Genomic DNA, 20,367 nt, shown 5'->3' with positions numbered 1-20,367 from the left:
GGAGAGTTATATATGTTATTTACTGATGAATTGCGTGACCATGTTGGTGAGTTAGTGCAAGTTGTGACAGCTGTAGAAATCGTTGCAGGCATTCTTTTATCTGTAACGGATGGGGCAGTTATTGTTCGTACTTCTCCTTCTTATGGCCCACCAGAGGATGTAGTTGTGCGTACACCTATTATTGCTTATGTTCGCTTGGAAGGGTAAGAGTGATACAAATATGAGAGTATCAGTTGTTATTCCAGCGCACAATGAAGCAAGTACTTTATCACAAGTTTTAGTAGAAGTGGAGAAACTTGAACCGTATGAAATTATCGTAGTTGATAATGGATCAACAGATGGAACGAAAGAAATAGCGTTACAACATCATTGCCGTGTGATTCATTATAAACATTCTCTTGGCAATGATGTTGGGCGGGCAATTGGAGCTAGAGAAGCAAAAGGTGAAATTGTATTGTTTTTAGATGGTGACATCGTTATTGATAGTAAAGAGCTACAACGTTTCGTAAAAGGAATTCAGCAAGGTCATCAAATTGTTGTGAATAATTTAACATGGTCTGTTTATTTAAAGATGAGACCACATTATACGACAGTTGGAAAATGTATGTTGAATCGTTATTTGAATAAGAAAGAGCTTGTTGTTGGATCTTTAATCGCAATTCCACATGCGATGAGTAGGGAAGTTATTCAGACGCTTGGATGGTGGAATTTAGCAAATCCAGCATTATTTCAAGCGATGGCGATGTCTAGAGGAGTAGATATTGTCGATATGGCTTCGGTCGATGTAATTCACACAAATAAAGTTCGTCCTGTTCATACTGGTACATCACCTGGTTCTCCTTATCCGAAAGCGACTAGTCGTATTATGGGGGATCATTTACGTGCTCTGCAATACGTAATCGAAACATACGGTAAACGCGGCGGTTTTTCGGAGGGAAACAGGGATAGAGAGTTTATAGGGAAGTATAAACCAGTTTTATTGCAAAAGGGAAAAGCGAAATATAGTGCGGTTATACCAGTATCAGAAGAAAAAATGACTATAAGATCTGTTATACAAGAAGTGAAAAAAGCAGGAGTAGATGAAATTATAGTTGTTGCGAATGGAGCCGATGGAGCGACAATTGAACAAGCGAAGTCAGAGAATGTTATTGTTCTTGAATTTACGAAGGCGCTTGGACATAATGTAGCACGGGCGATAGGTGCCATGCATGCTACGGCAGATATTTGTTTATTCGTTGATGGTGATTTTGCTATTCCGGCAAAAAAACTAGTTCCATTTTTGCGTGCTATTGAAGATGGAAGCGATGTGGCATTAAATGATTTGCAATGTTTATTAGATATATTCCATCCCGCAGACCCAATCAGTATGGGAAAATATTTTGTGAATTTGGTAGCGAAACGACCAGATTTATGGAATAACTCATTAACAGCAGTGCCGCATGCTATGCATAAGAAGGTAATAGAGAAAATAGGATATGACTCTCTCATTATCCCACCATTAGCGCAAATGAAAGCTATTTTGGAGGGATTTTCTATTATAGCAGTTGAATTTGTAGATGTTATAAAAACAAATCGAGTACGCCCAGAACAACATGGATTTGTAAATGGACGTATTCCAGCATTTGACCGTATTTTTGGTGATCAACTTGAGGCAATTGCTTATCTATTACAATATACAGACGAACGCGGGAGTTTTACAGATGGAGAGCGGGATAGAGATATTATTCAACGATTGAGAAAGGAAGAAAAGAATATAGATGAATGCTAGTAGTAAAGTAGCTATTATTGGATTAGGATATGTTGGCCTGCCATTAGCGGTCCATTTTGCAGAAAGAGGATATACAGTACTTGGACTAGATAAAGATACTAGAAAAGTAGAGTCAATTATAAAAGGAGAAAGTTATATTCCAGATGTTTCTTCTAAAGATTTACAGCGGTTATTAACGAAAAATAGCTTAATAGTAAATACACCAGATAAAGGTGTTACTGAGTTCCAAACTAGTGATTATGTTATTGTGACTGTCCCAACCCCAATTAATGAACGAAGAGAACCAGATTTAAGTGCTCTCATTTCAGCTTCCCATTATATAGAAAAAAATCTTCAAAAAGGACAAACCTTCATTTTCGAAAGCTCCACATATCCAGGCACACTTGAAGAAGTTATTATTCCTATTATTTCTCAAGCAGGCCAAAAAGTAGGAGAAGATTTCTATATTGGATATTCCCCAGAGAGAATTGATCCAGCCAATAGTCAATATTCAGTTCAAACGATTCCAAAAGTTATTAGTGGGCAAACAGAAAAGTGTAAGCAAAAAGTACAGGATTTGTATAGCACTATATTTGATGTAGTTGTTCCGGTTAGTTCTCCAAAGGTGGCAGAGATGTGTAAGTTATTTGAAAATATTCAGCGCTTAGTCAATATTTCCTTAGTAAATGAGTTAAACACCCTATGTGAAAGTTTAGGAATTGATTTTTATGAGGCACTTGAAGCTGCCTCTACAAAACCATTTGGATTTACCTCATATTGGCCGGGACCAGGGATAGGAGGACATTGTATTCCAGTAGACCCCTTATATTTTCAATGGAGAATAAAAAAGAACGGGGAAATTAGCCAATTAATTGAGGCTGCACATGTAATTAATGAAGAAATGCCAGAGAAAATAGTCCGGAAAGTAAAAGACATGGTGCAATCACCTACAAAAGTTTTAATTGTAGGAATTGCGTATAAGAAAGATGTAAATGATTTGAGAGAATCACCGGCGTTACCAATTATTCAATTATTAATAAAAGAAGGATACGAGATAAAATACCATGATCCATATATTTCTTCTGCCGAAATTGGAGATAAGGTGTATCAATCTGTTTCCTTGGATGAGAAAACAGTTAAAGAGGCAGCGTGTATTTTAATTTTAACTGATCACTCGAATATAGATTGGAAGCTTTTTAAAGGAATGAAGCGAGTAATAGATACACGCGGAATTGTAAAGAAGGTGAGTGCATGAGTCAGAAATGTTTAATTACAGGTGGGGCCGGATTTATTGGATCTCATTTAGCTGAAGAGTTGGTGAAAAGAGGTTATGAAGTTACGATTGTGGATAACTTCTATAAAGGGAAAAATAAGTATCATAATGAGCTAATGAAAGAGATTCCGGTTATTCCAATCAGTGTTTTAGATAAAAATTCTATTTACGAATTAGTAAATCAACATGATGTAGTGTTTCATTTAGCGGCAATTTTAGGTGTGAAAACAACAATGGAAAAAAGTATAGAGCTCATTGAAACGAATTTTGATGGAACGAGAAATATTTTACAAGCAGCATTAAAAGGAAAGAAGAAAGTAGTCTTTGCGTCTACTTCAGAAGTATATGGTAAGGGCAAGCCGCCTTTCTCTGAAGAAGGGGATCGATTATATGGGGCAACTTCTAAAATACGTTGGAGTTATGCAGTTTGTAAAACATTAGAAGAAACATTATGTTTAGGATACGCATTAGAAGGCTTACCTGTAACGATTGTTCGTTATTTTAATATTTATGGTCCAAGGGCGAAAGATGGTCCATACGCAGGGGTAATCCCACGATTTATCTATGCGGCACTGCAAGGTGAAGATATTCTCGTATATGGAGATGGGAAACAGACACGCTGCTTTACGTATGTAAGTGATGCGGTAGAGGCAACGATTCGGGCAATGGATGAGAAGGTAAATGGTGAGATTATTAATATAGGTTCTGAGAATGAAAAGAATATAAAAGAAGTAGCAGAAGTAATTAAAAAACTAACGAAATCTTCCTCGAAAATTGTACAAGTTCCCTTTGAAGAAGTATATCCACATGGCTTTGAAGAAATCCCAAATAGAAGACCAGATGTAACGAAGTTAAGAGAACTCGCTCAATTTCAAGCGACAGTAACGTGGGAACAAGGATTGAAAGAAACTATTAAATGGTTTCGTGAAGAAAATAATGGTTAAGTCGCTATCGGTTATTATACCTGTATGTAATGAAGGGGAAACAATTTCAGATGTTATTCAATCGGTAAAACCATTAAACCCAGTAGAAATTATTGTAGTAGTAAATGGTTGTAATGATAGTACAGAAGAGGTTGCTGATCGTTTAGGATGTAAAGTAATCAAGTATACAGAGCTACTTGGAAACGACGTTGGACGTGCAGTCGGTGCAAAACATGCGATAGGTGATGTATTACTATTTATAGATGGAGATTTTGCTATTCCAACTTCAAAATTACAATTATTTCTTAATCCAATTTTATATGATCAGACCGACATCGTTTTAAATAATTTGGACGCATTGTTTTTAAAGAAACAAAAACCACATTCCATTACAGTATGGCGGCAAATATTAAATGCGCTGTTAGAGCGTGAAGAATTAAAAATTGATTCTGTATTATCTGTGCCTCATGCACTGACGAAAGAAGTCGTTCAAAGTATTGGATATGAATGCTTGGTTAATCCTATTGTGGCTCATTTGCGCATAGCACAAAGTAAATGGAGAATTAGTCGCCATTGTGCAATCGATGTTATTACGCCGAATAAATTTCGGCCGACTGAGCATGCTGCATATGGTACCGGTCTTTCTCAATCTGAAAAACGAATGATAGGTGATCATATAGAAGCTGTAGCAGAGCGAATAGTAGGCAGTGATGAGCGCGGAGGATATTATGATGGGAATAGGAAAAGAGATAGTGTTTATCATACGTTAGATTTTGAAGATTTTCATCAAGGATGGGGTGTTACATCTAAGTTATATAAAGGGAAACAATTATCTGTAATTATTCCCGTACAAGATGAAGAGAAAACAATTGGAACCGTTATAGAAGAGCTGCGCAAAATTGAACCTTTTGAAATCATCGTTGTTGTAAATGGTTCGTCAGATAAAACGGCAACCATTGCTAAAGACAAGGGAGCAACGACAATTGTATATAAAGAAGCGCTTGGAAACGATGTGGGGCGCGCACTTGGAACGTATTTTGCAAAAGGAGAAATTGTATTATTTATAGACGGTGATTTTGTTATTCCAGCGAGTGAGCTCTATCCTTTTGCGAAAGCTATTGCAGATGGAACAGATGTCTCATTAAATGATCTAGATCATTATTTAGATTTAAGAGTACCACTTCATCTTGTAACTGCATTTAAATATGCATTAAATTTAGCTTGCGATAGAAAAGATTTAGGTGTAGGATCGCTTATTGCAGTACCTAATGCGTTTAGTCGGACGTGTTTGAATGCAATTGGGTATAGGTCTTTACTGGCACCATGCGTGGCGCAGGTGAAAGCCATTCTTTCAGGATTTGAAATTGCATGTGTAAGTCGTGTTGAGGTCGATAAGATGAACCGCATTCGCCTTAGTGAACATTTTGCAAAAATAGGTCATCCACCAGCTGTAATCCGAATTATTGGAGATCATATAGAAGGGTTAGAGCAATTAATTGTATTAACAGATAGTCGTGGTGGGTTCCATGATGGAAATAGAAAAAGAGATGTTTTATAGGATAACAAAAAAAGTGTACAACATATGTACACTTTTTTGCTCTGTTATAAAAACTATAACAGATTAGGAGATAAGAGTATTACAGATCTACAATGGGTATTGTTCTTATATTACAAAATAGGACTCGTATATAAGAATACCAAAAAAATACAATTAAGGAAAGGGGTAATTTTAAAGACTTTTAAATGAAGTTAACACTATGTGTATAGTAGTTTGCTCAACATTTCACAAACATGTCACAACTATTTCGTTCACCTTCGTAAAAAAGTAGTATTCTAAGTGTGTAAGCTGTTATATAAAAAATCTTAGTCCTGTACTAATCAAAAATGGAGGAGATTAGGATGACTCAAGTATTAGAAAATGTAAAAAATGCGTGGGAAAACTTTAAAGGTGAAAAATGGAAAGCAGAGATTGATGTTCGCGATTTCATTTTAAATAATGTAAACGTTTACGAAGGAGAGGAATCTTTCTTAGCGGGAGCAACTGAAGCAACGAAACAACTTTGGGATCAAGTAATGGATTTAACAACGAAAGAGCGTGAAAACGGTGGCGTTCTTGATATGGATACAAAAATCGTTTCTTCTATTACATCACATGATCCAGGATATTTAAATAAAGATATTGAAAAAGTAGTCGGTTTCCAAACTGATAAACCATTTAAACGCTCTTTACAACCATATGGTGGTATTCGTATGGCGGAACAAGCTTGTGAAGCGTATGGATATGAAATGGATAAAGAACTTAGCAGTATTTTCAGAGACTGGCGTAAAACGCATAATCAAGGTGTATTTGATGCATACACACCAGAAATGAAAGCGGCTCGTAAATCAGGTGTTATTACTGGCCTTCCAGATGCATACGGACGTGGACGTATTATTGGTGACTATCGCCGCGTAGCGTTATATGGTATAGATCATCTAATTGAAGCGAAAAAAGCTGATTTTAATTTAACAGGCGGTGTAATGAGCGAAGATACAATGCGTTTACGCGAAGAGTTATCTGAGCAAATGCGTGCACTTCAAGAATTAAAACAGATGGCTGCTTCTCATGGATTCGATATTTCTAAGCCAGCTACAAATGCACAAGAGGCGTTCCAATGGTTATACTTTGCATATCTTGCAGCAATTAAAGAGCAAAATGGGGCAGCAATGAGCCTTGGACGTACTTCTACATTCTTAGATATTTACATTGAAAGAGATTTAGCAAATGGTACTTTAACAGAAGAAGCAGCGCAAGAAATTGTTGACCATTTCATTATGAAATTACGTCTTGTTAAATTCGCAAGAACACCTGATTATAATGAACTATTCTCTGGTGACCCAACTTGGGTAACTGAATCTATCGGTGGTATTGCTTTAGACGGTCGTCCATTAGTAACAAAGAACTCATTCCGTTTCTTGCATACATTAGATAATTTAGGACCAGCTCCAGAACCAAACTTAACAGTTCTTTGGTCTAAACAATTACCACAGAACTTTAAAAACTACTGTGCGAAAATGTCTATTAAAACATCAGCAATTCAATATGAAAATGATGACATTATGCGTGCTGACTACGGCGATGACTACGGAATTGCTTGTTGTGTATCTGCAATGAGAATTGGTAAACAAATGCAGTTCTTTGGCGCACGTGCAAACTTAGCAAAAGCATTACTATATGCGATTAACGGCGGTAAAGATGAAAAATCTAAAGCGCAAGTTGGTCCAGAGTACGCACCGATTACTTCTGAAGTATTAGATTATGAAGAAGTTATGCATAAGTTTGATATGACAATGGAATGGTTAGCGGGTCTATATTTAAACACATTAAATGTTATCCACTACATGCACGATAAATATAGCTACGAACGTATTGAAATGGCACTTCATGATACAAATGTTCTTCGTACAATGGCAACAGGTATCGCGGGTCTATCTGTAGTAGCAGACTCTTTAAGTGCAATTAAACACGCAAAAGTAAAACCAATCCGCGATGAAAACGGTATTGCAGTTGACTTTGAAATCGAAGGAGATTTCCCTAAATACGGTAACAATGACGACCGTGTAGATGAAATTGCTGTAAAGCTTGTGAAAACATTTATGAACAAGCTTCGTAAGCATAAAACATACAGAAATTCTGTTCATACAATGTCAATCTTAACAATCACATCTAACGTTGTATACGGCAAGAAAACTGGTAACACTCCAGATGGTCGTCGTACTGGAGAACCATTTGCACCAGGTGCGAACCCAATGCATGGTCGTGATACAAAAGGTGCATTAGCTTCACTATTATCTGTAGCAAAATTACCATATGAAGATGCACAAGATGGTATTTCTAATACATTCTCTATTATTCCAAAAGCACTTGGTAAAGAAGATGATGTACAAGTACGTAACTTAGTATCTATGCTTGATGGATACGCAATAAAAGAAGGACACCATTTAAATATTAACGTATTTAATCGTGAAACATTAATGGATGCGATGGAGCACCCTGAAAAATATCCACAATTAACAATTCGTGTATCTGGTTACGCTGTTAACTTTATTAAATTAACTCGTGAACAACAAATTGATGTAATTAACCGTACAATGCATGAAAGCATGTAAGTGAAAAAAGCATCCCTCTGCTTGTTGTAAATAGCAGAGGGGGCTGTTTCAATAAAGGAGGAAGTAACATGGTAAAAGGAAGAATTCATTCTGTAGAGTCTTGTGGTACTGTTGATGGCCCAGGGATTCGTTATGTCATATTTACACAAGGGTGTTTATTACGTTGTCAATATTGTCATAATGCTGATACGTGGGAGATAGGTAAGGGAAAAGAAATAACAGTCGAAGAAGTAATGCAGGATGTGACATGTTACCTTCCTTTTATTGAAGCTTCCGGAGGCGGTATAACAGTTAGTGGTGGAGAGCCGCTATTACAGCTAGACTTTTTAATTGAGTTGTTTAAGAAGTGTAAAGAGGCTGGTATCCATACAACAATCGATTCTTCTGGTGGTTGTTATTCTGAGGAACCAGAATTTCAAAATAAGCTAGATATATTAATGGATTATACAGATTTAGTTTTATTGGATTTGAAACATATTGATTCCAAAAAGCATCGTAAATTAACAGGAAAACCGAATGAACATATTTTACAATTTGCTCGTTATTTATCGGATAAAAATAAACCGATTTGGGTGCGACATGTATTAGTTCCTGGTATTACTGATAATGAAGAGGATCTACAAAAATTATCTAGCTTTATTCAAAGTCTGTCTAATGTTCAGAAAGTTGAAGTGCTACCATATCATAAGCTTGGTGTATACAAATGGGAGGCGCTTGGACATAAATATCCACTTGCAAATGTGGAACCACCTACTGAAAAAAATGTAGAAGAAGCGAAACATATTTTACAAGCAGTCTAATCCAAATATTGGGTTAGGCTTTTTGCTTTCTTTACAATAAAACCTAGAGTATATATATTGAAAAGAGTATACTGAAAATAGAATATCCATATTTTTGTAAGGAATAAGTGGAGAAATTTACATAATTGTAAAGGGAAATCAAAATAGTAAAAAGAATTAAGAAGTAAAAGAGTGAGTATCATGGAATAGAGAACACTTGTAAGTTATTGCGAAAGCTCTTATAGGAAAGTATAATGTAAAGATATGAGCACAGATAGGATTAAGGGGTCAATCTTATATGCTTTGCATATCCACGACAGGTACATAGCTGAAAGTGAAATATTAGAATCTGTTTATGTAGTTTTTAAGGAAAATGTTTTTCCTATTGTCGTATATGCAATATGGAGAAACAATAAGCTAGGAGTGGATTTGTTTGATAAAAAACCCCAAGGTTTTAATATTAACTGCACATTACGGTAACGGTCATGTGCAAGTAGCGAAAACATTAGAACAAACATTTCGCCAAAAAGGAATCGAAGATGTAATTGTATGCGATTTGTTTGGAGAATCACATCCAGTTATAACCGATATTACAAAATACTTATATTTAAAAAGTTATACAATAGGAAAAGAATTATATCGCTTGTTTTATTACGGTGTAGAAAAAATTTATGATAAGAAAATAGCATCTTGGTATGCGAATTTTGGAAGAAAACGTTTGAAATCACTTTTACAAGCAGAGAAACCGGATATTGTGATTAATACCTTTCCAATCATAGCTGTACCAGAGTTAAAAAAGCAAACAGGTATTTCAATTCCTGTTTATAACGTATTAACGGATTTTTGTGTGCACAAAATATGGATTCACCGGGAAGTAGATCGTTATTTTGTAGCAACTGATCATGTGAAAAAAGTTATGATTGATATTGGTGTGCCGGCAGAACAAATTGTTGAGACGGGCATCCCGATTCGTAGCAGTTTTGAGTTAAAGATAAATCCAGACATTATATATAATAAATATCAGTTATGTAAAAATAAAAAGATTTTACTAATTGTAGCAGGTGCTCATGGGGTGTTAGGGAGTGTCAAAGAACTATGCCAGTCATTTATGTCAGTACCTAATTTACAAGTAGTTGTCGTTTGTGGGAAAAATGAAGCTTTAAAACAAGATTTATTAGAGCTGCAGGAAGAAAATTCGGATGCATTAAAAGTATTTGGTTACGTTGAAAACATTGATGAATTATTCCGTATTACTTCTTGTATGATTACGAAGCCAGGCGGTATTACGTTAAGCGAAGCAGCAGCGTTGCAAGTACCTGTCATTTTATATAAGCCTGTTCCAGGACAAGAAAATGAAAATGCGATGTACTTTGAAAGAAAAGGAGCTGCAGTTGTCATTCGTGATGATAGTGAGGTTTTTGCAAAAACTGAGGCGTTGTTACAAGACGATATGAAGCTGCTCCAAATGAAAGAAGCAATGAAAGGTATTTATCGTCCGGAGCCAGCCGGTCATATTGTGGATGCAATTTTGGCAGAAAATCATGCAGAACCGAATCATATACCAATTAAATCACCTGCTCTTGCAGAGTCGTTTACTTAATATGAAACCCTCTTTTATATGTTTAAAGAGGGTTTTTTGTTTTTTAGATGGAATAGTAACTTATCCACAATGGGGATTACGCTTTCATTAAACAGTAAAGTCGGAATATTAACAACTATATCCACATTGTCCACAGTTTTCAGAAAAATATCCACAATTCTAACGTTTGATAGCTAGTACAATATATAAATTTGTGAAGGGTTTACAGAATTTATTCACAATTCTATAAAATATGTGGATAACGTTATCCACATAAAAAAGGTTCCTTATTTATAAGGAACCTTTTTTCTACTCTATCACGTAGAAAAAATATGTAATGAGAATGAATAATTAGGGGGGAGAACTTCTAATTATTCATTCTCACTTTAAATACTTTTCGAGCGATAACCCGCTGCGCGATCTGCTTTACGAAATTCTCGTTGGTAAAGAACTTCTTGTGTACTAGATAATGCATTTTTTGCTTTGTCACGTTTCTTTTTATCCATTACAAATCACCTCGTGTCTTAAAGTCACTATCTATCGTTTCCAAAGACATGGGGCGATATACGTATATGACAAAATGTTAATGATTAATTATTTTTTCTAAAAATTTAGATTATGCTTCTTTTAATTGGTGAGCATCTTGGAATGTTGTATCGCGCATTGTAGCAAGCGTATATTGATCTTTTGGAATTTCGTACAAGTTATATACTTCTTCATTCGCGTTAATTTCATCATAAACAGCTTTTCTTGTTTCGTTTGCTAGATTTACATATTGCAGTTTTTCTGCAGCTTTAATAGAACGAATATTTATTTTGCGAATACGCATAAAGATTGTTTCAATATCTAATTCATAGAAAAGTTCGCTGAAAAATGAATCTTTCGCCAATTTGTTATATCCTTTTCCGTGGTAAGGTTTGCCAAGCCACGTTCCAAGGAATCCGGCTTTTTCTTGCACATCAAATAAAGTAATTGTTCCGATGGGGTTACCCCACTCATCTAAAATTGTGCGTGAAATTAACTCTCCGCGCTCTTCAGCTTCAATTGTTTGTTTCGTTAAAAATAAATATTCTTCATAAGAATAAGCCTTTTGACGCACAAAAGGGAAGACAGCTGGATCCACCATTAACTCGTATAGAACGTGGCTGTCGTGTAAGTCGCGTTTTTTCAACATACTAACTCCTCCTCACACGAGGGTAGCATGACGAAAAAACACCCCACCCTCGAAATTTTTATATCAATCTTTAAAAAATTTCGGGGTGGGAATCGAACCCACTAGAACCAGTCTATAACGCTGGTGGCGCACCATTTGCCTTCCCCATTCATCAATTTGAAAATGATAATCACGACACAAATTGATTATGGTTTCATTCAGTTTATAATCGTATAATACTTTATCTAGTCAAAAAAATAAACTAGTTTTTTTTATTTTTTTTGTAAATTATTTTTCCATCAATCATAGTTAGTACAGGCTTGGCTAAATAATGGAAAGGATGGTGAGTCCATAACACGAGATCAGCGTCTTTTCCAACCTCAATGCTTCCAATTCTATCCTCTAAACGCAAATTTCGCGCTGGGAATATAGTGATGCCCTCCAATGCAGTTTTTTCGTCTAACCCTTCCCTTACTGCGACAGCGGCACACACATTTAAATATTGAATGGGTGTATAGGGGTGATCTGTTGTTATAGAAACTTCCACTCCGTTTTTTGATAATATGTGGTAAGTATCCCATGTTTTGTTTTTTAATTCGATTTTAGAACGGCGTGTAAGAGTGGGACCAACTGAAACCTTCAAGTTGTGTTTCGCAAGTTCTTCAACAATAAAGTGTCCTTCTGTACAGTGTTCAATACGTAAATCAAGATTGAATTCTGTTGCAAAGCGTAGAGCAGAACTAATATCATCTGCTCGGTGAGCGTGGATACGTACGGGTATTTCGCGGCGTAATGCTTTTAAAATAGGGAGCATTCGAAAGTCAGCTTCATGCCCGTAGTGCTGTGCTTCATAAAATGATTCCCGAAGTAACCCCATAATCCCCATACGTGTTATCGATTCTTTTGTTCCATTACTATGGACCTTTTTAGGGTTTTCTCCAAAGGCAATCTTTAAACCAGCAGGTTCTTGAATAATCATATGATCAATACAAGTTCCAGCTGTTTTTATTACACAAGTAGTGCCCCCGATAATATTTTGACTTCCAGGCATAACGTGGACAGTTGTAATTCCATTTTGTACAGCGTCTTGAAAGGCAATATCAAAAGGGTGGATTCCGTCTAAAGAACGGATATGTGGTGTTGAAACTTCAGATGTTTCATTTGCATCATTTCCAGCCCAACCAGTTCCTTCATCATAGAGACCAAGATGAGTATGGACATCAATAAATCCAGGTAAGAGATGAAGAGCTCGTGCATCTATAATGGTCATATCTTGAGTAGGCTGAATAAAAGGTTTGACCTCGGTAATTCGTTCTCCTGTAACAAGCACATCGCCTTGAAACTTTTGGGATGTAATAGGATATACAATGGCTTGTTTGAGCAATATCTTCATAGGTACCCCATTTCTGTTACTTTACAATATTAATGGAATGTAACTGGAAGGTTATTTGTGTAGTAATGCTCCGAATTCTAGAAAATGAAAGTTTGGCAGGGGATAGACTCCCTGTAAAACTGTATTTTAGAAGTACTACATTGTATGCGAAAGTATATTTTGTAATGCATGGTTTACTGTTGGAAATGTGTATTGATACCCATGTTCAATTGCTTTAATAGGTAATACATGCTGCCCTTCTAGTACAAGTATACTCATCTCACCAAGTAAAGCTTGAAGTATAAATGAAGGGACAGGTAGCCAATGAGGTTTTTCTATTACAGTGGCAATGGTTTCGCCGAATTCCTTCATTCTTATAGGCTGGGGAGCTGTAATATTAAAAGGCCCGTCAATTTCTTCTTTGTGTATGATGAAATCAATCATACGAACGACATCGTCTATATGAACCCATGATAACCATTGATTTCCAGATCCAACGGTACCGCCGATATAGAATTGATAGGGAATTAACATTTTTGGAAGGGCTCCTCCGTCTGCACCTAATACGACTCCAAGTCTGGTGTAGATTGTTCTTATTCCAAGAGAACGGGCTTTAGATGCTTCTTGCTCCCACAAATATACCGTATTTGCTAAAAAATCATTTCCAGGAGCCTCGTGCTGTTCTGTAAAAGTTTCAGTTTCAGATGTTCCATAATATCCAATAGCGCTTGCGTTAATGAATGTGTGGGGTTTCGCAGTGAGTGTTTGTAATTGTTTAATGAGTCCTTTTGCTGTTTGAATTCTACTGTTTAAAATTGCTTCTTTTTGTTTCTTTGTCCATCTACTATTAATAGATTCTCCAGCTAAATTAATAACTACATCGATAGAGGAGAGTGGAAAAGTGTGTAAATCCGGTGTCCATTGTACGTATTGAAGATTAGGAGATGAAGTTTCAGTAGTTTTTTTACGAGTAAGAATGTAAACCGTATATCCTTTTTGAATAAAAAAAGTAGAAAGGTATTTACCGATAAAGCCGGTACCACCAGAAATTGCGATTCTCACAATTATTTCCTCCTCATTATATATATTCTTGAAAAGCAAAAACGTTCCTTGACTATGTTAAAATAATAGAGAGGTGAGAGTATGGCTGTCATTACAAAAATAGAAGTACAAAAACGATCGAAAGAACGGTTTAATATTTATATTGATAAAGGTCAAGGTGAAGAGTACGGGTTTAGTGTGAATGAAGTAATCTTATTCAAACACGGATTACAAAAGGGCTTAGAAATTGATGAAATAGCGTTAGGAAATATTTTGTACAATGAAGAGGTACAAAAAGCATATTTACAAGCAATCTCTTATTTATCCTATCAAATGAGAACGAAACAAGAAATAGAAGACTTTTTACGAAAAAAAGAAGTGGGACAGGCCATCATCTCTGAAGTCGTTTCGAAATTATTACATGACCGATATATTAATGATAAAGAGTACGCCATTTTATATACGCGAACGCAAAGTAATGTGAACAGAAAAGGCCCAACTGTTATTAAAAGAGAGTTGTTAAATAAGGGTGTTCAGGATTTAATTATTACGCATAGTTTGCAAGAATATCCGAAGGAGAAGCAAATTGAGAATGCTTTATCTCTTATAGAAAAGAAGAAAAAATCTTATCAAAAGCATTCTTTTTTACAAATGAAGCTAAAGTTAGACGAGATGCTTGTTCGTAAAGGATATTCTAGAGATGTAATTCAAATTTGTTTGGAAGAATTAAAAGACGAAAAAGATGACGAAAAGCAACAAGAAGCGTTACACTATCATGGGAATAAATATTATGAGAAATATAAGAAGTATGACGGATGGACATTCGAAAATAAGATGAAACAAGCGCTATATCGAAAAGGATTCTCTATTGATGAGATAGAGATATTTTTGCAATTGAAACGTGAAGAGGGATGAGGGAATAAGATGAATATGCCAAAACGCTACAGTGAAATGACACCACATGAGCTAAGGGAAGAAATTGGGGTTCTGAAGGAGCAAGCAATAAAGGCTGAGCAACTTGGAATTGTGAATGAATTCGATGTATTAATGAGAAAGATGGCAATGGCTCGTGCTTATATGACTGATATAAACAAATTTCATATTGGTGAGACGTATGAATTAGTAGAAGAACCTGGTATATTATTTGAAATTACGTATTTCAATGGGGTATTTGCTTGGGGACATAAGCAAAATGATAATGAAGAGATTGGAATACCAATTTCTTTATTGCAAGAAAAATAAAAACCAGAGAGCGAATATCTCTCTGGTTTTCATCTTTGGTAGGCGTTAAAGGAGATAGGAGAATCTAAAATTGGCGTTTTTTACATTCGTTTGCCAATATAATGAGAGACTGGGTCTGTTGCGTCTGTCCGTTAACTTGCGCTTTTGCATGTTTCGGACGAGTCCACGTATGGTTAAATAATTCAGAACGACTATCTAAACGATCACGGTAGCTCATCTTTATCACCTCGTGTAGGAAGTTAATTTAATTTAATTTGTACTACTCTTCCTGCTGATTTGCAGCACGCATACGTTCTTGTGGGTGCGTGTTAATTGTGCCGTTAGGTCGTTTCGAAGCGAAGCGTGATTTCGCTTTCGGTTGACCATCGATTTTGCTGTTGTTTTTTGACTCAGACCAAAATTCGGCTTGTTTACCCATTGCGAACGCCCTCCTCATCATCAGTTGATACCTCTTTAAGAAGTATCACTTATAGAATGTGCAAAATAGAAGAAACTATCCTTTAGAAATGAAGGGATAAATAGGTAAAAGGAGATTAGGATATGAATGATATTTATGAAACATTAACGAAAGAGTTATTAGACAAGAATGACATGCTCTCTTACGGACAAGCTCGTGCATGGGTTGAATTACTGTGGGAAGATTTTCAAACAACTTATGCGAAATCAGGTCGTTACCAAGGTGATGAAATGACTGAACAAGTGGTACGAACATGGATTAATAATCATGGAGCGCGTCTTCATGAAATGCGTACAAATAATCCGAAGTATAGTCATTTAATTAATCAAGAAGATCATTTAAAACATTAAAAAAAGCGACTTAAGTCGCTTTTTTTAATGGGGAAGTAAATCCAGCTTCTTTCGAAGTTTTTCTTCACTAAAAATCCATCCTGTATAGGAACTAATAATATTCAAATTGTGATCGAGCTGAACGATTGCGACGAATGGATAATAATCTTTACTTCGATATCGCAAATCAATGAATCGCACTTCGTAATAATGATCGTAATCGAAAATATCCCAGCGATATACAGGGGAGAAAGATAGGAATGCTGAGATGTTTTCATCTTGTTTAGCGGCGCGCATAATAGCATTATCTGGGAACGGTACTCGATCGAATTTATCGTATATCATGATATTGCCACGATGCCATCTAGCAACGTAGTAAGAATCGTTTGTGACGATTGCTAAATGGTAATGATAAAATCGGTAAGAAGGAGAAATGATTATCTTCTCAACGTTATTGAAACGTTTGTATACGACGCTACGTATATTTCTGTGCATCATAATTCGTCCAATGTAGTAAACAATCATCAATATATATGCTGCTAAGGCAGTATACCCTTTATGGGAACCTACGAGCATGCAAGCAATTGCAAGCATATGGATAAAGAAAATGACAGTATCAAACGTATTGATTATGCCGAGCGCTACCCATTTTTTTGTAAATGGCCGTAATGCTTGTGTACCATAAGCATTGAAAATATCTACAAAGACATGAAGAAAGACGGCGATAAATGACCAAAGTAGTAGATGAAGATATGGAGCGTTCGAAAAGAAGGCGAAAGAGATGCCACTTATAAGGAATGACCAAAGAATCACTGCTGGAATGGAATGAGTAATCCCGCGATGATTTCTTATATATTTAGCGTTATTACGTAATTTTAAAACTGTATCGATGTCAGGAATATTGGAACCGGCAATTGTAGCAAGCATAACTGCTTGTGGTCCAATATCACTTTGTGCTATGGCTGGATCTAACGTTGCCAAACTGCCTAGAGTAACGCCCATAACAAGGTGAGTGGCTGTGTCCATAGAAATCCACCTCCGTTTTTTATTAATGTAACTCTTTTTATTCGATACCTCAAGTCCTTTGCCTTCTATTTCCTATGTCGTCTTACTTAAATTTTTTCCTAAAATCTTTATAATAGTACTTATATGCAAAAAAATGAGGGGGATCAAGTTTGACACTTGAAATATTAAATAAGTTTAACATAGAGCAGTTTCAAAATGATTTAATTGGTTGGTTTGAAGAAGAGCAACGCGACTTACCGTGGCGAAAAAATAAAGATCCATACCGCGTTTGGGTTTCGGAAATTATGTTACAGCAAACAAGGGTAGAAGCTGTAAAACCATATTACGCGAATTTTATGGGGAAGTTTCCTACCCTAGAAGCTTTAGCAAATGCTGGTGATGAAGAAGTATTAAAAGCATGGGAAGGTTTAGGGTATTATTCTCGAGCACGGAATTTACATGCGGCCGTAAAAGAGGTAAAAGAAGTATACGGCGGGATAGTACCGAGCGATGTAAAGAAAATTGAAAAGTTAAAAGGAGTAGGACCGTATACAAAAGGTGCTATTTTAAGTATTGCATACGGTATACCAGAGCCCGCAGTTGACGGGAATGTTATGCGTGTGTTATCCCGTATTTTATCTGTGTGGGATGACATTGCAAAGCCAAAGACTAGGAAAGTGTTTGAAGAAATTGTACGTGAAATTATTTCGGTAGAAAATCCATCTTATTTTAATCAAGGATTGATGGAGTTAGGTGCATTGATTTGTATTCCGAAAAATCCATCTTGCTTACTTTGTCCTGTACGTGAGCATTGCAGAGGATATGCTGAAGGGGTTCAAAAAGAATTACCAGTAAAAAGTAAAGCGAAAGCTCCTACAATGGTACCGCTCGTTGCAGGGGTACTTCAAACTGAAGATGGTCGTTACGTCATTAATAAGCGTCCGAGTACCGGATTATTAGCTAATATGTGGGAATTTCCGAATATTGAACTTGTTGAAGGGATTCGGAATCAGAAGGAACAGCTTATAGATTATATGAAAGAACAATTTGAGCTCTCAATTTCTATAGATGAGTATGCAATGAATGTACAACATACGTTTACACATCGTACTTGGGATATATTCGTATTTTACGGAAAAGTAACGGGGGATATTGTTGAAACAGATACATTGAAATTTGTATCGAAAGAAGCGTTTGAACAGTTACCTTTCTCGAAATCGCATCGCACGATTTATGAGAATTGCGTTGAGAAAATTACAATGCAATAAAGTGAAACTTTAATCAGTGGGGTCTTACTGCCCAGTGAATAGCGGGGGAAATGATAAAAACGTGTTCTAGAATTTTAGAACACGTTTTTTATTGAAAATAATTTTGTGCTTTGAGTTTAAAGAGATTCACGCTACATTGCAAAATCCTCAACTTTATAATCCACCCCGAGATTCAATTTCTTTTACAATCTCTTTATAAATTGTTTGTCCTTCTACATTTAGATAAGGCATAATTTGCTGGAATGAATGATGAAAATGAAATAATTCATCTTCTCTCCATTCGTTTTTTGAAAGCATCGTTAGCTCAGTCATATCACGTCCAGTGTACATATTTCCACCTCCATTACCTGTAGTTTGAATGAGTAACAAGAGATATATGCGGAAATTTTTCAAAAGAAAATTAAGGATAGCTTTTAAGTAAATTGGTTACATTATTGATTGTGGAGGTGAGAAAGATGAGTAAAAAACAACAAGGTTATAATAAGGCAACTTCTGGTGCAAGCATTCAAAGTACAAATGCTAACTACGGTACAGAATTTGCGACTGAAACAAATGTACAAGCAGTGAAACAAGCGAATGCACAATCAGAAGCAAAGAAAGCACAAGCTTCTGGTGCACAAAGTGCAAATGCTAGTTATGGTACTGAGTTTGCAACTGAAACAGATGTGCATTCTGTGCAAAAACAAAATGCGAAATCAGCTGCAAAAAAATCACAATCTTCTAGTTCAAATCAGTAATGAAAGAAAAACACTTCTCTAACTCGAGAGAAGTGTTTTCTTTGTGTGCGGATCATTGTAATGAAAAGAAAGTGAACGACATAACTTCTAATAAGTCAACAAATGTAGTCAAAGGAGAAATAAGTTCACGATTAGAAATATGTAATAGGAATTTAAAAGGGGGTAAGTAATGAACGATTTTGATAAGTTGGTGGGAGAACAGTTGGAAACGATGGATGAGCTTTTAAAATTGCAATCACATTTAGAGAAGTACCAGCAAATCGAAATGAGTGAAAAGGATACGTGCGATAAAAAAGATTTACATTTTATTCGCCAAGAAATATATAGAACAGAAGTAGCGTTGAAGCTATTACATGAAAAATTTGAAAAACAAACGAATAGTGTGATTAAATCTTTTGAAACTGAAAAAGTGATTTCAAATTTAGGATAAGATATACTGTTACCTTTAGCTGAAAGGTCCTTCTTTATATGGAAATGAGGAAGGGCTTTTTTTATTATCTTGATTGGTGAGTTCCAACCATCAATAGAGGTGGATCTCTCTTTAATTAAAGTTTAACTTTATGAGTAATGCGGCGGAAGCCCACACCTCCTAAAAAAGTTGGTTTATTCATTGTAAAAAATAGAGCCTTGTCGCTTTAGTTTTAAAATTTCGACAAAAAAGTTATAATAGAAAAAAAGTGGATGCAGTTCAAAAGGTAGTCTAGGCAACTTAAGAAGGGCATTTGCAGTTGAAAGAAGGGAGCATATATGGGATTTCCCAAAGAAGGAGAAAAAGTACAAATACATAGTTATAAACATAACGGCTCCATTCATAGAATGTGGGAAGAGACAACGATTTTAAAAGGGACACAGAGTCTTGTAATCGGAGCGAATGATCGTACAGTAGTGACAGAATCAGATGGCCGAACATGGATTACTCGTGAACCTGCGATTTGTTACTTTCATGCCAATTATTGGTTTAATGTGATTGGGATGCTAAGGGAAGAGGGAGTATATTATTATTGCAATTTAAGCTCACCTTTTGCATATGATTCTGAAGCGTTAAAGTATATTGATTATGATTTAGATATTAAAGTGTATCCTGATATGACATATACGCTTTTAGATGAAGATGAGTATGAAAAGCATAGTCAAATTATGCAGTATCCGCCTGTTATTGACACCATTTTAAAACGAAATGTAGCACAATTAACGCAATGGATTCACCAAAGAAAAGGTCCATTCGCACCGGATTTCGTAGATATGTGGTATGAGAGATATTTAATGTACAGAAATTAAAACAGACCTGCAGGGAATTTCCCGGCAGGTTTGTC

Annotated in this window: 23 protein-coding genes and 1 pseudogene; 16 read left to right on the top strand and 8 right to left on the bottom strand. The window is 35.9% G+C overall.

The genetic code is table 11. From position 1 onward, the window contains the following. Positions 1–12: 12 nt before the first annotated feature. From BAQ48_RS06510 to BAQ48_RS06475, 9 genes and pseudogenes are all read left to right on the top strand, one after another. A complete protein-coding gene (locus BAQ48_RS06510) occupies positions 13–207 on the top strand; it encodes a hypothetical protein (RefSeq protein WP_000899464.1) in 195 nt (64 codons plus the stop codon). Further along, positions 188–1,768 (top strand): glycosyltransferase family 2 protein, encoded by a 1,581-nt coding sequence (locus BAQ48_RS06505; RefSeq protein WP_116758482.1) that lies wholly within the window; start codon positions 188–190, stop codon positions 1,766–1,768. The genes BAQ48_RS06510 and BAQ48_RS06505 overlap by 20 nt, the downstream gene beginning before the upstream one ends. Continuing rightward, positions 1,758–3,002 (top strand): nucleotide sugar dehydrogenase, encoded by a 1,245-nt coding sequence (locus BAQ48_RS06500; protein ID WP_071710450.1) that lies wholly within the window; start codon positions 1,758–1,760, stop codon positions 3,000–3,002. Before BAQ48_RS06505 ends, BAQ48_RS06500 begins: the two co-directional genes overlap by 11 nt. Next, positions 2,999–3,964: an NAD-dependent epimerase/dehydratase family protein gene (locus tag BAQ48_RS06495; protein ID WP_071710449.1), complete on the top strand. Its 966-nt coding sequence runs from the start codon at positions 2,999–3,001 to the stop codon at positions 3,962–3,964. Before BAQ48_RS06500 ends, BAQ48_RS06495 begins: the two co-directional genes overlap by 4 nt. Beyond that, complete coding sequence (locus BAQ48_RS06490) at positions 3,957–5,501, top strand: glycosyltransferase family 2 protein (protein WP_071710448.1); 1,545 nt, start codon at positions 3,957–3,959, stop codon at positions 5,499–5,501. Before BAQ48_RS06495 ends, BAQ48_RS06490 begins: the two co-directional genes overlap by 8 nt. Next, positions 5,470–5,690 (top strand): annotated as a pseudogene (locus BAQ48_RS28190) (hypothetical protein). The gene BAQ48_RS06490 and the pseudogene BAQ48_RS28190 overlap by 32 nt, the downstream one beginning before the upstream one ends. Positions 5,691–5,842: 152 nt before the next feature. Beyond that, positions 5,843–8,092 carry a formate C-acetyltransferase gene (gene pflB / locus BAQ48_RS06485; RefSeq protein WP_071710447.1) on the top strand — a complete coding sequence of 750 codons (2,250 nt, stop codon included), beginning with the start codon at positions 5,843–5,845 and terminating at the stop codon, positions 8,090–8,092. A 68-nt stretch (positions 8,093–8,160) separates the two neighbouring features. Then, complete coding sequence (pflA, locus tag BAQ48_RS06480) at positions 8,161–8,892, top strand: pyruvate formate-lyase-activating protein (RefSeq protein WP_000238464.1); 732 nt, start codon at positions 8,161–8,163, stop codon at positions 8,890–8,892. Positions 8,893–9,304: 412 nt separating this feature from the next. Beyond that, positions 9,305–10,471 (top strand): diglucosyl diacylglycerol synthase, encoded by a 1,167-nt coding sequence (locus BAQ48_RS06475; RefSeq protein ID WP_071710446.1) that lies wholly within the window; start codon positions 9,305–9,307, stop codon positions 10,469–10,471. Between the two features lie 365 nt (positions 10,472–10,836). Here BAQ48_RS06475 and BAQ48_RS06470 read toward each other — a convergent pair whose 3' ends face one another. From BAQ48_RS06470 to BAQ48_RS06455, 4 genes are all read right to left on the bottom strand, one after another. Then, positions 10,837–10,956 carry a YfhE family protein gene (locus BAQ48_RS06470; RefSeq protein WP_000358480.1) on the bottom strand — a complete coding sequence of 40 codons (120 nt, stop codon included), beginning with the start codon at positions 10,954–10,956 and terminating at the stop codon, positions 10,837–10,839. A gap of 110 nt (positions 10,957–11,066) precedes the next feature. Further along, entirely contained in the window at positions 11,067–11,624 is a 558-nt protein-coding gene (locus BAQ48_RS06465; RefSeq protein WP_000914737.1) for a GNAT family N-acetyltransferase, read from the bottom strand. Between the two features lie 241 nt (positions 11,625–11,865). Further along, entirely contained in the window at positions 11,866–12,996 is a 1,131-nt protein-coding gene (locus BAQ48_RS06460; protein ID WP_000698316.1) for an amidohydrolase, read from the bottom strand. A gap of 135 nt (positions 12,997–13,131) precedes the next feature. After that, the gene (locus BAQ48_RS06455; protein ID WP_071710445.1) at positions 13,132–14,037 is read right to left on the bottom strand and encodes a TIGR01777 family oxidoreductase; all 906 of its coding nucleotides are present in this window, start codon (positions 14,035–14,037) and stop codon (positions 13,132–13,134) included. An 81-nt stretch (positions 14,038–14,118) separates the two neighbouring features. Between BAQ48_RS06455 and recX the strand changes: the two genes are divergently transcribed. Both recX and BAQ48_RS06445 read left to right on the top strand, forming a co-directional pair. Beyond that, positions 14,119–14,931 (top strand): recombination regulator RecX, encoded by an 813-nt coding sequence (gene recX, locus BAQ48_RS06450; RefSeq protein WP_071710444.1) that lies wholly within the window; start codon positions 14,119–14,121, stop codon positions 14,929–14,931. 9 nt (positions 14,932–14,940) lie between these two features. Then, positions 14,941–15,258, top strand: coding sequence for a YfhH family protein (locus tag BAQ48_RS06445; RefSeq protein WP_001057030.1), 318 nt, complete (start codon positions 14,941–14,943; stop codon positions 15,256–15,258). 64 nt (positions 15,259–15,322) lie between these two features. On the opposite strand, the gene BAQ48_RS06440 is transcribed toward BAQ48_RS06445, so the two are convergent. Further along, entirely contained in the window at positions 15,323–15,475 is a 153-nt protein-coding gene (locus BAQ48_RS06440; RefSeq protein WP_000122093.1) for a YpzG family protein, read from the bottom strand. A gap of 42 nt (positions 15,476–15,517) precedes the next feature. Continuing rightward, complete coding sequence (locus BAQ48_RS06435) at positions 15,518–15,676, bottom strand: small, acid-soluble spore protein K (RefSeq protein WP_000517891.1); 159 nt, start codon at positions 15,674–15,676, stop codon at positions 15,518–15,520. Positions 15,677–15,798: 122 nt separating this feature from the next. Between BAQ48_RS06435 and BAQ48_RS06430 the strand changes: the two genes are divergently transcribed. Continuing rightward, entirely contained in the window at positions 15,799–16,065 is a 267-nt protein-coding gene (locus BAQ48_RS06430) for a YfhJ family protein (protein WP_071710443.1), read from the top strand. Positions 16,066–16,089: 24 nt separating this feature from the next. Here BAQ48_RS06430 and BAQ48_RS06425 read toward each other — a convergent pair whose 3' ends face one another. Next, on the bottom strand, positions 16,090–17,070 hold the full coding sequence (locus BAQ48_RS06425; protein WP_071710442.1) for a metal-dependent hydrolase: 981 nt from the start codon (positions 17,068–17,070) through the stop codon (positions 16,090–16,092). Between the two features lie 149 nt (positions 17,071–17,219). Between BAQ48_RS06425 and mutY the strand changes: the two genes are divergently transcribed. Beyond that, entirely contained in the window at positions 17,220–18,317 is a 1,098-nt protein-coding gene (gene mutY / locus BAQ48_RS06420) for an A/G-specific adenine glycosylase (protein WP_071710441.1), read from the top strand. A gap of 153 nt (positions 18,318–18,470) precedes the next feature. Here the strand turns inward: mutY and BAQ48_RS27870 are convergent, their stop codons facing one another. After that, a complete protein-coding gene (locus BAQ48_RS27870; RefSeq protein WP_165613785.1) occupies positions 18,471–18,647 on the bottom strand; it encodes a hypothetical protein in 177 nt (58 codons plus the stop codon). Between the two features lie 125 nt (positions 18,648–18,772). Between BAQ48_RS27870 and BAQ48_RS06415 the strand changes: the two genes are divergently transcribed. The 3 genes from BAQ48_RS06415 (at position 18,773) to ntdP (ending at position 20,332) form a co-directional block, all read left to right on the top strand. Beyond that, entirely contained in the window at positions 18,773–19,054 is a 282-nt protein-coding gene (locus BAQ48_RS06415; RefSeq protein ID WP_071710440.1) for a gamma-type small acid-soluble spore protein, read from the top strand. Between the two features lie 169 nt (positions 19,055–19,223). Next, the gene (locus BAQ48_RS06410) at positions 19,224–19,484 is read left to right on the top strand and encodes a YgaB family protein (RefSeq protein WP_071710439.1); all 261 of its coding nucleotides are present in this window, start codon (positions 19,224–19,226) and stop codon (positions 19,482–19,484) included. Positions 19,485–19,801: 317 nt separating this feature from the next. Then, entirely contained in the window at positions 19,802–20,332 is a 531-nt protein-coding gene (gene ntdP, locus BAQ48_RS06405; RefSeq protein WP_000506628.1) for a nucleoside tri-diphosphate phosphatase, read from the top strand. Positions 20,333–20,367 lie beyond the last annotated feature (35 nt).

The organism is Bacillus luti, from assembly GCF_001884105.1.
Classification (GTDB): domain Bacteria; phylum Bacillota; class Bacilli; order Bacillales; family Bacillaceae_G; genus Bacillus_A; species Bacillus_A luti.
The sequence above is the reverse complement of the archived record's forward strand: the minus strand, read 5'-3'. Positions and strand labels throughout refer to the sequence as shown.